Origin of the sequence: Pseudomonas syringae, from assembly GCF_021605415.1 — a bacterium.
Lineage (GTDB): Bacteria > Pseudomonadota > Gammaproteobacteria > Pseudomonadales > Pseudomonadaceae > Aquipseudomonas > Aquipseudomonas syringae_S.
In genome coordinates, this window is sequence record NZ_WKEQ01000004.1 from 149,154 (window position 1) to 162,722 (window position 13,569).

A 13,569-nucleotide genomic window follows, 5' to 3' on the forward strand; every position below is an offset into this window, starting at 1 on the left:
AAAAAACTTTCGCGGCGCATCACCAGTCACACCTTTCGTTGCCTAAAACCTCATGCAGCAAAAGGAGACGCCCATGAAACGCGTGCTATTCGGTTTGATCGCTACTTTCGCCCTCGGCACGGCCCAAGCGGCGAGCGAGGAAGTCGCCATGAATCTGGTCAGCGCCGACGGTGCGCCGCAGCCGATCGGCTCGGTCACGATCAGCGAGACGGCTTACGGCCTGCAATTCACCCCCAACTTGAAATCCCTGCCGGCCGGTGTGCACGGTTTTCACGTACATGAAAAAGCCAGTTGCGATGCGGGCACAAAAGATGGCGTCAAAGGCGCCGCATTGGCGGCGGGCGGGCATTTCGATCCACAGAAAACCGGCAAGCACCTCGGCCCTTATGCCGATGGCCACCTCGGCGATCTGCCGGCGGTTTATGTCACCGCCGACGGTATTGCCAACTATCCGGTGCTCGCTCCACGCATCAAAACCCTGGCCGAAATCAAGGGCCATGCGCTGATGGTGCATGCCGGCGGCGACAACCATTCGGACATGCCGAAGCCGTTGGGCGGTGGCGGTGATCGAGTGGCCTGCGGGGTGATTTGAAGCGCCGCTGTTCAGCGTAACGCCAAGCGATAATTCCCGCTGAAAAACGAAGCCAGCATGGCGCCGGCCAAGACCAGCGCCATGTCTTTTTGCGAATCACTTGCGGCCGACGAAGGTCTGGCGATGTCGTCGCCCAGACAGGCACCGCCGATCCATCGATCAGCCCAGTCCACACGACTGCGCGGGGCAACGCCGAGTGCAGTCACCAGCAATGAAAACCCCAGTAAGAGGCCCGCTTCGAAGCGCGGATCAGCGTGGTTTTACAGGGCCCCTCGATTCGCTTCATCGCCCGTCAGGGAACTCCGCTGCACCTCGCGCCTCTCACGTTATGTGGTATTTCCCATTTGTTTCACGCTGGAGGATCACCGTCATGCGCCACTTAGTTATTGTTTCGTCGCTTTTACTTTGCTTGCCCTTCGGCTCGGCCCTGGCCCGCGTGGACGCAGGGGATGTTGCTACCTCGGCCGGTGTTTCCGCGTCGCTGTACTCAACTTTCAAAGACGACAAAATGGTGATTCCTGCCCGTGACGATTTGTCTGCATTCGTCGCCAGTGGCGGTGCCATTCGTAGCGTTTATGTCGAATCGGCGCTGCAACAGGTTCGCCAGAGCCATCCGGATCTGACCGCCAGTGATGAAGAGCTGGCCAATGCCATCCTTGTGCATTACGAAGGCCCTGCGCAGTAGCGCAACGGTTTGATCGCCTGCTTCATGCACTGCCGATGGATGGTGCCGGGACGCCCATGGGCAAAATAGTCGAACGGCCTCTATGATGGAGGCCATGACGACCTCCGTTCCCATTCGTTCCCCCTGCCCTCCCGGTGCCTGCGACTGCGGACGCGATCCGCTGCTCGAAACCCCGGGTGCGGATGTGCGCGTCCTCCTGCTGACCCGTCAGGAGGAAAAACGCCTGCTCGAACGTCTGGAAAACCTGCGAAGCCTGGCTGATCTCGAACGCCTGCAACAGCGTTTGTACGAGCAACTGGGCGTGCGGGTGGCCATCGCCCCGGGTTTCAACGAAGTGCGCACCATGCTCGGTATTGATATTCAAATCGAGGAACTGCCGGGCCTGTGTCGCAAGACCCGACAGTCGATTCCGGCAGCGATTCGCCGGGGCTTGAAAAAAAACCCGCAGATTGCCTTCGAACTGCTCAACGCCCACGACTTGCTGCGCGACGCCTGATCACTTTTTCATGCCCAGTTGTTTGCGCATCGCTGCCGTGATGTTTTGACGGGTTTTCTTCATGTCTGACCAAGGCTCATCGCCGACTTCCGCCAGCCGTTCATGCACATTGTGGATGTTCCACTGGCTACCGCTCTTGAGTTCCTCCACTTCCTCGCGAAACACCGGCACCGACACCGGCAGACCGTCGCGGGTGCGCGCCGCATACGTGCAAATGGTGGTGGCGCCCAAGCCGTTGCGCAGGTAATCAATGAAGATTTTCCCCACACGATTTTTCGGTCCGGACACCGCGGAAAATCGATCAGGCATGAGCTTGGCCATGTGACTGACGATGGCATGGCTGAAGTCTTTTACGTCGTCCCAGCCGAGTTTTCGGGTCAGCGGCACAACGATGTGAATGCCCTTGCCACCACTGGTTTTGAGGAACGCCTTCAGGCCCAGTTCGTCCAGCAATGTCAGGGTCAGACTGGTCGCCTCGACCATGCTTTTCCAGGGCAACGCCGGATCCGGGTCGAGGTCAAGGATGAAGCGGTCGGGCTTATCGAGATCGACCGTGGTGGCGTTCCAGGTGTGCATTTCCACGGTGCTCATCTGCACTGCACCGATTAATGCTTCGGCGTTGTTGATGATCATCACGGGTTGGCCGGTGACGTCTTTATCCAGCGTAGTAATGCCGGGAATCGCCAGCCGCTCGGCGTTTTTCTGAAAAAACAGTTCGCCGGCGATGCCATCCGGCGCCCGTACCAACGCGACCGGGCGATCCTTGAGCTGCGGCAAAATGTATTCGGCAACGCTGGCGTAATACTCGGCCAGCTGCATTTTGGTGGTGCCGCTGGTGGCGTCAATCACCCGTTCCGGGTGCGTGATGCGGACTTTTCCGTTGGCAAGTTTCGCTTTGGACGGCGCTGTTTCGGCCGCCGTTTTTTTGCTGGAAGCGTTTTTTTTCGCCGGTGCTTTCTTGGCGGTGGCGGTGGTTTTCTTCTCGGTTGCAGTCTTCACTTCTTTCGCCTTTTCCTCAGTGATCGCCTTGGCCGGCTTGTCGTTGCGCAAGCCGTGGAACACGGCGTGGCGTACCGAACCGTCCTTGGTCATTTCGGCGAAAGCCACTTCCGCCATCAGCGTCGGTTTTAACCAATGCACGCCTTTGGCATCGAAGCCGCTGGGCGGGTTGACCACGGCAGGTTTTTTCGCCAGTAACGGCTTGAGCTGCGCATGAATCGTGTCGAGCGTTGCCTGGCTGAAGCCTGTGCCTACTTTGCCCGCGTAACGCAATTGACCACTGTCCGCGTCGTGCAGGCCGAGCAGCAGCGCGCCAAACGCGTTGCGCGTGCCCTTCGGATCAGTGAACCCGACGATGATAAATTCCTGCCGGCGCTTGCACTTGAGCTTGATCCAGTCACTGCTGCGGCGTGACACATAGGACGAGCCGATCCGCTTGCCGATCAGGCCTTCCATCTGCATCTGACAGGCACTGTTGAGCAATGCATCCGGGGTTTCGTCGAACGCTTCAGAGAAGCGCAGCAACGGCTGCTCGCTGGCATGCAGCACGGTGGACAATGCCGCGCGCCGTTCCTGTACGGGCACGTCGCGCAGGTCGACGCCGTTCAAATAAGGCAGGTCAAACAGGTAATAAACGATGTTGCCGCTGCGCCCGGAATCGAAGGCGTTTTGCAGGGACTGAAAGTCCGGCACACCTTGTTCGTTGGCGACGATCATTTCGCCGTCAAGCCAGGCCGATTCCAGACCCAACGCCGCCAGCGCCTCCGCCTGTTTGGGGAGTTTGTGCGTCCAGTCATGGCCATTGCGTGTGAACAGCTGAACGTTATCGCCGTCGATACGCGCCATAATCCGATAGCCGTCGAACTTGATTTCGTAGCTCCACTCCCCTTCCGGCGCGCTTTCGACCAAAGTGGCCAGTTCCGGTTTGAGCTGTGCAGGGAGCTTGGCTTTACGCGCGCCGTTGAGCTGGCCTGACACTTGTTTGCGCGGCTTGGCCGGGGTCTTTTTAACGGGTTTGGGTTTTTCGAATTTGGAGATGATCGTGCGATCGCTGAGCACACTGTCGGGTTCGGCGACCAGCACGTCGTAATCATCCGCGGGCCGGGCAGCATCGTCCTGATGCTTGATCAAAAACCACTGCTCCTTTTTCCCTGGCATGTGCGTGCGCACCAGATTCCAGATGCCGCCGAGTTTTTCGCCCTGCAATTCGAACTTGAGCCGGCCTTTGGCATACGCCTTGTCCGGATCATCCTGAGGGATCCACACGCCGCGATCCCAGACGATCACATCACCGGCGCCGTAGTGGCCTTCGGGAATGCTGCCTTCAAAATTTGCGTAATCCAGCGGATGGTCTTCGACATGAATCGCCAGTCGCTTGACCTTGGGATCCAGCGACGGTCCCTTCGGCACCGCCCAACTTTTCAGCGCACCGTCGAGCTCCAGGCGAAAGTCGTAATGCAGGTGCGAGGCGTCATGTTTCTGGATGCAAAACTGCAAGGCATGATCCTTTGCCGCCCGGCGCCCCGAACGCTTTGCGGCCGGCTCCGAAGTCGCCGAAAAGTCGCGCATGCGGTTGTAGTCTTCGAGGTTCCTGTTCATGTCGCCTCCGGTGCAGATGAGCTCTCTTATGCAGAAGAGCGGCATCACCGGAGAAAAATTCAATCCACAAAAAAGACCCCGGACGGATGGAGCGTCCAAAGATCAAAGATCGCAGCCTGTGGCAGCGCCTACAGGATGAATATCGATCTCTGTGTAGAAGCTGCCACAGGCTGCGATTTTTTGACGTTATAAAGGTTTATGCGCCTGCTGCTCCAGATGCACCTGCAACTCAGGATCAATGCCCAACGCTGCCGCCAGCTCATCGAGATAATTGCGCTCGGTGTCTTGTTGGTCGTCTACCAGCATGACACTCGCCAGGTACATTTCCGCCGCTACGGCAGGATCGTTTTGTGCCGATTGGGCGACCTCGGCGGGATCCAGCGGTTTGGCGACTTCGGCGTCGAGCCATTGCTGCAATTGCGGGTCGTCAGTGTGCTTGCCGATTTCGCTGCTGATGAGGTGCTTTTCGGATTCGTCGATGCGGCCATCGGCTTTCGCCGCCGCGATCAGGGCGCGCAACACGGCATGACTGTGTTCTTCGACTTGCGGGCCGGCCAGCAAATTCGCGGTTTGCGGTATCTGCTGTGGAGCGCCAGTCTGGCTGCGTTGCCAGGCTTGATAAGCCTGATACGCCATCATCCCCAGCGAAGCGAGTGCCGCATAGTTGGTGCCACCACCGGAGCGGCTTTGCGTGCCGCCGCCCAATACGCCACCCAATGCGCCGCCACCGCCGCCAAGCAATCCGCCAAGCAAACCGCCCAAACCGCCAAGGCCACCGGCCGCTGCACCACCGCTGGCGCTGGTCGAACCGCCGCCCCCCAAAAGACCGCCGAGCAACCCACCAAGTCCGCCAAGACTATCGCCCCCGGCCGCGCCGCGCTGTTGTCCTGCCGAGGCCTGGCCTCGCAGCAGTTGTTCGAGCAGATCGGTCGTGTTCATTTCAAAGTCCTCAGGCAAGGAAATAACTGCGTCAGGCAACGATAGTCCTCCACGGCGGTAGCGCCAGCACCGTTGGGCTGACGCCGGGAACCCATGTTATTTTGCATAACGTATTTTTTTCCCGGCCAGCTAAGATTCATGAACGGTGAACCTTAGCCCGGTAAATCCGGTCGATAGCTGCAACCCCGACCCGATTTGCCGGTGCCCTTTTTGTCTGAGGGTGTGCCTGAAGGTAAAAGTCGGCTTGCTTTATTTTCTGGAGAACGCCCCGTGATTTCGACCGTCCACATCGCCAGACTCAAAGCATGGGGCGCCCATGGTTTTACCGCGACCGGCGTGGTCACTGCCTTTATGGCCACCCTCGCCCTGCTGGAAAACCAGCCGACCCACTGCCTGATGTGGCTCGGTGTGGCGCTGATCGTTGACGGCCTCGACGGCGCACTGGCGCGCAAGGTCAATGTGCAATCGGTGCTGCCGAGCTTCGACGGCTCGATTCTCGATCTAGTGATCGATTACCTGACTTACGTGTTCATTCCGGCGCTGTTCATCTATCGCTATATCCCTTTGCCCGAATACACGCTGTTGCTGACGGTGTCGCTGATTCTGGTGTCGTCACTGTTCTGCTTCTGCAACGTCAATATGAAGAGCAAGGACAACTACTTCGTAGGCTTCCCGGCGGCATGGAACGTCGTGGCGCTGTGCCTTTACATCATTGGGCCCGGGCCGTGGATTACCTTTCTGACCGTGATTGGCCTGGCGCTGTTGACCGTGACGCAAATGAAATTCCTGCACCCGTTCCGGGTTCGTCGGTTCATGCCGATCAACATTGCGGTGACGGCGATCTGGTTGCTGTGCAGCCTGTCGCTGGTGGTCAATCATCCAGTCATCAACCCCATGGTGATGGGACTCTGGCTGCTGATGTCGGCTTACTTTCTGGGCATCTGCATCTGGCGCACGGTGCTGGGCTGGATCGAGTAGGAGCCGGGCAAGCCCGGCTCCTACAGTTTGATGGTTGCTAACGTTTGGTGATGACCACTTCCAGATATTCCCCTGGCACCACCAGTGAACCTTCCCCGCCCCGGTTTAACCGGTTGAGCAGTTCCGTCAGATCCTCTTCCAGCGCCTGCGCGCCCTCGGGTGGCAGAACCGCGAAGGCTTTGTGTACCGGCCCATACCAGTGGCGGAAAATATCGATGAAGTGCGCCGCCGAGCGATAGCGGAAATTGAAGGTGCGACGGGTGATCTGCATCAGAAAGTGACCGTTATCGAACTGCCCATGCAGCCAGGCTTCGGCGCCCCAGTTTGACGGCGGTTGCGCGCCGGCCGGCGGTGGCACATGGCGCCCCAGCGTCTTGAACATCTGGCCGACGAAACCTTCCGGCGTCCAGTTGGCCAGGCCAATCCTTCCACCGTGTCGACACACCCGCGCCAGCTCGGCGGCCGCCTTGGGCTGATCCGGCGCGAACATCACGCCAAACGTCGACAGCACGGCGTCGAAGCTGCTGTCGGCGAACGGCAGCGCCTCAGCGTCGGCCACTTGAAACATGACGTCCAGATGCTCCGCCCGGGCGCGATCCTGGCCGCGCTCAAGCAACGCCGCGACGTAGTCTGTGGAAATCACCTGACAGCCGCGCCGTGCGGCGGCAAGGGTGGCATTGCCGTTGCCGGCGGCGACGTCCAATACCTCTTCATCGCAACGCAGATCGCAGGCTTCGGCAAGGTTCTCGCCGACGATCTGCAAGGTCGTGCCGACCACCGCGTAATCGCCGCTGGCCCAGGCGACTTTCTGGCGTTCCTTCAGGGCGTTGAGATCAATGGGAGTGCTCATCTCATCATGCTCCGCTGCAGGTGGGATCAAGGCTCACTCGGCCGTGGTCGGGTCGATGACGGTCATCACCTGAGCCACGCTGTTGGCGGGAAATCCGCCGAGCCTGGCATGCTCGCGCACCAGTGCTTCGTTGGGGGCAATGTAGATGCAATAGATTTTGTCGCCGGTGACATAACTTTGCAGCCACTGCACCTGTGGCCCGAGTTCCTGCAGCGCCTGGCAAGACGTTTGCGAGACGGCTTTGAGCTCTTGCTGCGACAGCTTTCCGACACCTGGAATCTCGCGTTCAATCACGAACTTCGGCATGGCAACCTCGCTTTTCTTGTTATGGATGACAGGCACGGCAGCGCCCTGCCCCGGCCACTATCGCGCCGGGGCGGATCAGCGTCTGTGCCGGTCGTCCGGCGTTTCCATAAAACGGTGTTTTGGCCGATGAGTGGCAGCGTTGTGTAAAAACGGTGGTACAGATCGCAAAAAAAATGGCTCGGAAATGAAACACTTCCGAGCCACTAAATTTCCCGATCAAGCAGCCGGAGCCTTGGCCTCTTCCAGCAACTGCTTGATCATTTGTTCCTGCGCCGCGTAACTGCCCTCGCCGAAGTGGCTGAAACGTACCTGGCCCTTGGCGTCGATCAGATAGTGCGCAGGCCAGTACTGGTTGTCGAAATTTCGCCAGATCGCGTAGTTGTTGTCGATCGCCACCGGGTAAGTAATGCCGAGCTTTTTCACTTGATCCTTGACGTTGTCGATGATCCGCTCGTAGCCATATTCCGGGGTATGTACGCCGATAACGACGAGTCCGTCTTTCTCGTATTTCTTCGCCCACTCCTTAACGTAAGGCAGCGTGTGCTGGCAGTTGATGCAGTCGTATGTCCAGAAGTCCACCAGCACCACTTTACCGCGCAGGGATTCGGCACTCAGTTGCGGGGAGTTAAGCCATTGCACCGCGCCGGACAGCGACGGCATCGGGCCTTTGCCCTGCTCGTCCTGCCGTGAGTCCGCACGCACTTTGCTGACGAAGTAGTCGAGCACTTTCGGCACATTCTCCAGCACACCTTTCTCGACACTGGCGACGCCTTGCGACGACGTGCCGGCCAGCAACGGTTTGTCCGCTCCGGTCGAGATCACTGCGGCGGCTGCCAGCACGGCAACCCCGGCGCCACGACGAAACCAGCCGGTAAACGGAATCGACGGTTTCAACCGATTGACCAGTCCGCGACCGGCAAAGATCAGCGTACCCAACGACAACGCACTGCCCGCACCGTAAGCCAACAGCAACAGACTGGTCTGAGCGTTCGCGCCCTGCAGCATGGCACCGGTGAGAATCACCCCGAGAATCGGCCCGGCGCATGGCGCCCACAGCAAGCCGGTGGCAACGCCGATCATGATCGAGGCCATCGGTCCGCTGGTGTTCCGCCCGTTCGGATCAAGCCGGTTGCCCAGCGCCACGAACGGCCGTGCCAGCCAGTCGCCAACCCGCGCCGAAATCAGTGACAGGGCGAACAGCACCATCACGATCAGCGCGACGTGGCGGCCAGTGTTGTTGGCCTGAATCACCCACTCGCTGCTGACCACCGCCAGGCTGGAGATCAGCGCAAATGTCAGCGCCATGCCGCCAAGGGTCAGCAGGATTGATGAGCGGCTGCGATCAACGCCAGCGAACAGAAACGGCACCACCGGCAGGATGCAGGGGCTGAGGACGGTCAGCAGACCGCCCAAAAAAGCGATGAGAAACATGGGATCACCTCCTGGACTGGCTACGGATCAGTTGTCGTTGTCACAGCCGTCGGCGAATTTGCGGTAGTCCAGCACCTGAGTTTTGCCGGCCGAATCCAGATAGGTCATTTCTGCATCGACGATGCCGCAGACTACTGAGTTGTCCTGCTTCAGCGAGATGACTTTCTTGATATCCAGGTGAGTGCCGTAGCTGTAGGTTTTCGGGGTGACATCGGCTTCGGCACGGGCCGACAGGGTGCAGATGTTCAGGGCGGCAAACAGGCAAGCGGCGATGACGGATTTGCTGTTCATGGTGGTTTCCTCGGGCTTCAATGATTGATCGTGGTTTGAGCCGAGGCGGTTGCGTGTGCCTCGATGGAACCTATTTAAAGCCCCCGAGGTATCCGCCCTGTGTCGTCAAATCGCGCTTATCTCTCGCTACGTATCCCGATGGCGTGTAGATACACAACGATACAAAACTGCAAAAAAATCGTCTTTTTACGTCGGTGTGTATCCGCCGAAGTGCCAGATACAGTGGAATACAAACGGCGCAACGCGCGCCGCAAAAGGCTCGATAGACTGCGCCACATCCCCTTTAGAAAGAGTTGGTGCCATGGAACATGTCGATCACATCCTTATCGTCGACGACGACCGCGAGATCCGCGAACTGGTCGGCAATTACCTGAAGAAGAACGGGCTGCGCACCACGGTGGTCGCCGATGGCCGGCAAATGCGCGCATTCCTTGAAGCCAACACTGTGGATCTGGTCGTGCTCGACCTGATGATGCCGGGCGACGATGGCTTACTGTTGTGCCGCGAACTGCGCTCCGGCAAACACCGCAATACGCCGGTGCTGATGCTCACCGCGCGCAACGACGAAACCGACCGCATCATCGGCCTGGAAATGGGCGCCGACGACTACCTGACCAAACCCTTCGCCGCACGGGAACTGCTCGCACGGATCAATGCGGTGCTGCGGCGTACGCGGATGCTGCCGCCGAATCTGGTGGTCACCGAAAGCGGTCGGTTGCTGGCCTTCGGTCGTTGGCAACTGGACACTTCGGCGCGGCACCTGCTGGACAACGAGGGCACGATGGTCGCGCTGAGCGGTGCCGAATACCGCTTGCTGCGCGTGTTCCTCGACCATCCACAACGCGTACTGAGCCGTGATCAGTTGCTCAACCTCACCCAGGGTCGCGACGCCGATCTGTTCGATCGCTCCATCGATTTGCTCGTGAGCCGTTTGCGCCAACGATTACTGGACGATGCGCGGGAACCGGCTTATATCAAGACCGTTCGCAGCGAAGGTTATGTATTCTCGTTGCCGGTCGAAATCCTTGGAGCGCCTGCATGAATGTCACTCTGCGCTGGCCGCGCACACTGGCCTCACGGTTATCGCTGATTTTCCTGATCGGTCTGATCCTCGCCCAGGCGTTGTCCTTCGGCGCGCAGTATTACGAGCGTTACGAAAGCGCGAAAAGCACCATGCTTAACAACCTGGAAAGCGACGTCTCGACGTCGATCGCGATCCTTGACCGCTTGCCGGCCGAAGAACGCCCGGCGTGGCTCTCGCGCCTGGAGCGTGCCAATTACGGCTATCTGCTCAACGACGGCACACCGGGCACGCCGATCAGCGCAGGCAACGTGCCGATTGCTGTCACGTCGATCACCGATGCCATCGGCGAAGATTTCCCGCTGACTTTTACCGACATTCCCGGCCCGAAAAAACATTTTCAGGCCCATTTGCGCCTGAGCGACGGCAGCCCGGTGACCATCGATGTGCGCCCGGCCATGAAGCCCCTGTCACCGTGGTTGCCAGGCGTGCTGCTCGGACAACTGGCGCTGATGATCCTTTGCACCTGGCTGGCCGTGCGCATCGCCATCCGCCCGCTCACACGCCTGGCCGATGCGGTGGAAACCCTCGACCCGAACACTCACGCCGTTCTGCTCGATGAAAAAGGCCCGAACGAAGTGGCCTACGCGGCCCGCGCGTTCAACTCGATGCAGGCGCGCATCGCCGCGTACTTGAAGGAACGCATGCAGTTGCTCGCGGCGATTTCCCACGACCTGCAAACCCCCATCACGCGCATGAAACTGCGTGCCGAGTTCATGGACGATTCAGCAGAAAAAGACAAATTATGGAATGACCTGAGCGAGATGGAGCACCTGGTGCGCGAAGGCGTGGCCTACGCGCGCAGCATCCATGGCGCGACCGAGGATAGCCGGCGCACGGATATGGATTCGTTCCTCGACAGCTTGGTGTTCGATTATCAGGACATGGGTAAGGATGTGCAGTTGGGTGGCAAAAGTGCAGCAGTGGTGGACACGCGTCCGCATGCCTTGCGGCGGGTACTGGTCAACCTCACCGACAACGCGTTGAAATTCGCCGGCGCCGCCGAACTGTGTGTCGAAGCGAAAAACGGCCAGCTGTCGGTCAAGGTCATGGATCGCGGGCCGGGCATCGCCGAAGAGGATCTGGCCCACGTCATGGAGCCGTTCTACCGTGTGGAAAACTCGCGCAACCGCAGCACCGGCGGCACCGGCCTGGGGCTGGCGATCGCGCAGCAACTGGCGATGGCGATTGGCGGTTCACTGGCCTTGAGCAACCGCGAGGGGGGCGGGTTGTGCGCGGAATTGAAGCTGCCCCTGCATCCCTGAACAACACAAACATCCTTTGTAGGAGCGAGCCTGCTCGCGATAGCGTACTGCCAGCCAACGATTCAACGACTGACAAGACGCTACCGCGAGCAGGCTCACTCCCACAAAGGGACATGGATTAACGACAAATCCCAATCACACTTTGGTTATGCATCTGCTGCAACAACGCCAATCCGTTTTCCCTAAACAGTACCGAACCACCCTCACCCGCCTCAATCGCCAGTCCTTCCAACTGCTGATGCCCGGTCAATGCCGGCAACTCGTCGATGCGCTGCAACAGCCGCCAGGCCAACGGGCTCAATTGCGAGAACGCCACGCTCCAATCCTCGACACGTCTGGCCAATAAAAAGGTCGGTTGCGCCGGTGCCGTCGTCGGCTGGTAATCCGGCGCGAGCCGCTGCACTGGCCACGCATAGCTTAACGGCCATGCCAGTGGCGACAGTCGCAGCGGCTGCGCGAGCAATAGCCCGGCATCGCTGGCCGGAAGCGGCTCGGCGTCGGATTGCTGTAAAACCATCTCCACCCACTCGTAATGCGCCAGTTCCACCATGAATGCCGGCCAGGCGCCGTCGATCAACACCTCAGGTTCAGCGGCGAGGTAACCGACAAACTCCCTGGCAATTTCGCCGAATTTAGGCGTTTGCGCTCGATGCTCGCGCAGGAATCCGCGCACCGATTTTTGCCAGCGCTCGTCGCCGAGAATGCGGATCAGCACCGGAAACGTCCCGCTGAGCAGCGACGAAACGTTGTTGAACAGCAGATCGCGATAAATATTGACCCGTGCAGCATTCATGTCGGCCGGCAGCGGCTGGTTGTCCGGGTCACGCAGATAACGGGTCAGCGCCCGTTGTTCCGATGGAAGATCAGCCATGGCGCACCTCCTGCGATTGCAATTCGCGGATCGTTTGCAGCTCGGCGACCAAGTGCGCAAACAGCGGAAAATTGAAGTCGCGTTCAAGCAGTGTCGGCTGCGCACCGAAACGCTTGTATGCCTCGCCCAGCAACGTCCACACCACCGGTTTTACCGAGGCGCCGTGGGTGTCGATTTTCAACGTATCGGACTCATCGAAGTGCCCGGCGACGTGCATGCCGACCACCCGCCCGGGTTCGATGGCGGCGAGGAATGCCTGCGGGTCGGCACCGTGGTTGATCGAATTGACGTAGACGTTGTTGACGTCCAGCAGCAGGTCGCAATCCGCCTCGCGTAATACCGCGTTGGTGAAGGTCGCTTCATCCATATCCTGCCGGGGCGCGGCGTAGTAGGACACGTTCTCCACCGCCAGTCGCCGGCCGAGAATGTCCTGGGCCTGGCGGATGCGCGCGGCGACGTGGTGCACCGCTTCTTCGGTGAAGGGCAGCGGCAGCAAGTCGTAGAGATGGCCGTCGTCACTGCAATAACTGAGGTGCTCGCTGTACAGCGGGACGTTGTGATGATCAAGAAACACGCGCACTTCGCGCAGGAAGTCGACATCCAGCGGTGCCGGCCCGCCCAGGGACAGCGAGAGCCCGTGACACGACAGGGTGTAACGCTCGGCCAGTTCGCGCAGCGCGGCTCCGTGGGCGCCCCCCACGCCGATCCAGTTTTCCGGTGCGACCTCCAGGAAATCGAAGGCGCCGCTGTGGTCGGCGCGGATGTCGTTGATCAAGCCCCGGCGCAGGCCGAGGCCGACGGCGGGATGTGTCACAGATGTGGATGAAGGCATGGAATTGATCTCCGTTGGCAATGAGAAAACCTCGCCAGACAGTTCAACCCTTGCACGTATCACTACTGTGTCCGCCCGACTCACCCAACCGCATCTCCGTGTATCCCGCCGTCGCCTGGATACACGGTAATACGCACCCTTCAACTCCACATCAATCCCTGTGTGAGCTGGCTTGCCAGCGATGGCAATCGCCCGGCAGCTGAAGATATCGCCTGTACCGGCCTCATCGCTGGCAAGCCAGCCCCCACAGGTTTCGGGTGTTGATTCCGGCAGTACGGCGCACAGCGACTAGACTCAACTCAGACCCCGTCGAGAGGGATGCACGGCGCCAGCGCCCTGCCCGTTTCCCCGACC

At 59.7% G+C, this 13,569-nt stretch carries 15 protein-coding genes; 6 read left to right on the forward strand and 9 right to left on the reverse strand.

All coding sequences use genetic code 11. The features are described 5' to 3' along the window. Positions 1-73: 73 nt before the first annotated feature. Positions 74-592 carry a superoxide dismutase [Cu-Zn] SodC gene (sodC, locus tag GIW69_RS04295; RefSeq protein WP_236480887.1) on the forward strand — a complete coding sequence of 173 codons (519 nt, stop codon included), beginning with the start codon at positions 74-76 and terminating at the stop codon, positions 590-592. An 11-nt stretch (positions 593-603) separates the two neighbouring features. Here sodC and GIW69_RS04300 read toward each other — a convergent pair whose 3' ends face one another. Continuing rightward, positions 604-804 (reverse strand): hypothetical protein, encoded by a 201-nt coding sequence (locus GIW69_RS04300; protein WP_236480888.1) that lies wholly within the window; start codon positions 802-804, stop codon positions 604-606. Positions 805-962: 158 nt separating this feature from the next. Here GIW69_RS04300 and GIW69_RS04305 point away from each other — a divergent pair, with 158 nt between their 5' ends. Both GIW69_RS04305 and GIW69_RS04310 read left to right on the forward strand, forming a co-directional pair. Continuing rightward, a complete protein-coding gene (locus GIW69_RS04305) occupies positions 963-1,277 on the forward strand; it encodes a DUF2388 domain-containing protein (protein WP_236480889.1) in 315 nt (104 codons plus the stop codon). A gap of 94 nt (positions 1,278-1,371) precedes the next feature. Then, positions 1,372-1,773 (forward strand): hypothetical protein, encoded by a 402-nt coding sequence (locus GIW69_RS04310; RefSeq protein WP_236480890.1) that lies wholly within the window; start codon positions 1,372-1,374, stop codon positions 1,771-1,773. Here the strand turns inward: GIW69_RS04310 and ligD are convergent, their stop codons facing one another. Both ligD and GIW69_RS04320 read right to left on the reverse strand, forming a co-directional pair. Continuing rightward, positions 1,774-4,371, reverse strand: coding sequence for a DNA ligase D (gene ligD, locus GIW69_RS04315; protein WP_236480891.1), 2,598 nt, complete (start codon positions 4,369-4,371; stop codon positions 1,774-1,776). Positions 4,372-4,557: 186 nt separating this feature from the next. Beyond that, a complete protein-coding gene (locus tag GIW69_RS04320) occupies positions 4,558-5,310 on the reverse strand; it encodes a tellurite resistance TerB family protein (RefSeq protein WP_236480892.1) in 753 nt (250 codons plus the stop codon). A gap of 270 nt (positions 5,311-5,580) precedes the next feature. Here GIW69_RS04320 and pcsA point away from each other — a divergent pair, with 270 nt between their 5' ends. Then, entirely contained in the window at positions 5,581-6,288 is a 708-nt protein-coding gene (gene pcsA / locus GIW69_RS04325; RefSeq protein WP_236480893.1) for a phosphatidylcholine synthase, read from the forward strand. Between the two features lie 37 nt (positions 6,289-6,325). On the opposite strand, the gene GIW69_RS04330 is transcribed toward pcsA, so the two are convergent. The 4 genes from GIW69_RS04330 to GIW69_RS04345 all read right to left on the reverse strand — a co-directional run bounded on the left by GIW69_RS04330 (position 6,326) and on the right by GIW69_RS04345 (position 9,166). Further along, positions 6,326-7,138, reverse strand: a complete 813-nt coding sequence (locus GIW69_RS04330; RefSeq protein ID WP_236480894.1) for a class I SAM-dependent methyltransferase — start codon at positions 7,136-7,138, stop codon at positions 6,326-6,328. A 33-nt stretch (positions 7,139-7,171) separates the two neighbouring features. Then, entirely contained in the window at positions 7,172-7,444 is a 273-nt protein-coding gene (locus tag GIW69_RS04335; protein WP_236480895.1) for a DUF4242 domain-containing protein, read from the reverse strand. 216 nt (positions 7,445-7,660) lie between these two features. After that, positions 7,661-8,875 (reverse strand): cytochrome c biogenesis protein DipZ, encoded by a 1,215-nt coding sequence (locus GIW69_RS04340; protein ID WP_236480896.1) that lies wholly within the window; start codon positions 8,873-8,875, stop codon positions 7,661-7,663. 27 nt (positions 8,876-8,902) lie between these two features. Further along, positions 8,903-9,166 carry a DUF2790 domain-containing protein gene (locus tag GIW69_RS04345; protein WP_236480897.1) on the reverse strand — a complete coding sequence of 88 codons (264 nt, stop codon included), beginning with the start codon at positions 9,164-9,166 and terminating at the stop codon, positions 8,903-8,905. A gap of 301 nt (positions 9,167-9,467) precedes the next feature. Between GIW69_RS04345 and GIW69_RS04350 the strand changes: the two genes are divergently transcribed. Next, positions 9,468-10,208 (forward strand): response regulator, encoded by a 741-nt coding sequence (locus GIW69_RS04350; RefSeq protein ID WP_236480898.1) that lies wholly within the window; start codon positions 9,468-9,470, stop codon positions 10,206-10,208. Further along, the gene (locus GIW69_RS04355) at positions 10,205-11,512 is read left to right on the forward strand and encodes a sensor histidine kinase (protein ID WP_236480899.1); all 1,308 of its coding nucleotides are present in this window, start codon (positions 10,205-10,207) and stop codon (positions 11,510-11,512) included. Before GIW69_RS04350 ends, GIW69_RS04355 begins: the two co-directional genes overlap by 4 nt. 118 nt (positions 11,513-11,630) lie before the next feature. On the opposite strand, the gene GIW69_RS04360 is transcribed toward GIW69_RS04355, so the two are convergent. Next, entirely contained in the window at positions 11,631-12,383 is a 753-nt protein-coding gene (locus GIW69_RS04360; RefSeq protein WP_236480900.1) for an HvfC family RiPP maturation protein, read from the reverse strand. After that, positions 12,376-13,215 (reverse strand): HvfB family MNIO-type RiPP peptide maturase, encoded by an 840-nt coding sequence (locus GIW69_RS04365; RefSeq protein ID WP_236480901.1) that lies wholly within the window; start codon positions 13,213-13,215, stop codon positions 12,376-12,378. The genes GIW69_RS04360 and GIW69_RS04365 overlap by 8 nt, the downstream gene beginning before the upstream one ends. Positions 13,216-13,569: the final 354 nt, after the last annotated feature.

What these genes read in the sequence shown, in the direction of transcription:
- sodC (WP_236480887.1), top strand. Translation starts at nt 74, where the DNA reads ATGAAACGCGTGCTATTCGGTTTGATCGCTACTTTCGCCCTCGGCACG.
- GIW69_RS04305 (WP_236480889.1), top strand. Translation starts at nt 963, where the DNA reads ATGCGCCACTTAGTTATTGTTTCGTCGCTTTTACTTTGCTTGCCCTTC.
- GIW69_RS04310 (WP_236480890.1), top strand. Translation starts at nt 1,372, where the DNA reads ATGACGACCTCCGTTCCCATTCGTTCCCCCTGCCCTCCCGGTGCCTGC.
- ligD (WP_236480891.1), bottom strand. Translation starts at nt 4,371, where the DNA reads ATGAACAGGAACCTCGAAGACTACAACCGCATGCGCGACTTTTCGGCG.
- GIW69_RS04320 (WP_236480892.1), bottom strand. Translation starts at nt 5,310, where the DNA reads ATGAACACGACCGATCTGCTCGAACAACTGCTGCGAGGCCAGGCCTCG.
- GIW69_RS04330 (WP_236480894.1), bottom strand. Translation starts at nt 7,138, where the DNA reads ATGAGCACTCCCATTGATCTCAACGCCCTGAAGGAACGCCAGAAAGTC.
- GIW69_RS04335 (WP_236480895.1), bottom strand. Translation starts at nt 7,444, where the DNA reads ATGCCGAAGTTCGTGATTGAACGCGAGATTCCAGGTGTCGGAAAGCTG.
- GIW69_RS04340 (WP_236480896.1), bottom strand. Translation starts at nt 8,875, where the DNA reads ATGTTTCTCATCGCTTTTTTGGGCGGTCTGCTGACCGTCCTCAGCCCC.
- GIW69_RS04345 (WP_236480897.1), bottom strand. Translation starts at nt 9,166, where the DNA reads ATGAACAGCAAATCCGTCATCGCCGCTTGCCTGTTTGCCGCCCTGAAC.
- GIW69_RS04350 (WP_236480898.1), top strand. Translation starts at nt 9,468, where the DNA reads ATGGAACATGTCGATCACATCCTTATCGTCGACGACGACCGCGAGATC.
- GIW69_RS04355 (WP_236480899.1), top strand. Translation starts at nt 10,205, where the DNA reads ATGAATGTCACTCTGCGCTGGCCGCGCACACTGGCCTCACGGTTATCG.
- GIW69_RS04360 (WP_236480900.1), bottom strand. Translation starts at nt 12,383, where the DNA reads ATGGCTGATCTTCCATCGGAACAACGGGCGCTGACCCGTTATCTGCGT.
- GIW69_RS04365 (WP_236480901.1), bottom strand. Translation starts at nt 13,215, where the DNA reads ATGCCTTCATCCACATCTGTGACACATCCCGCCGTCGGCCTCGGCCTG.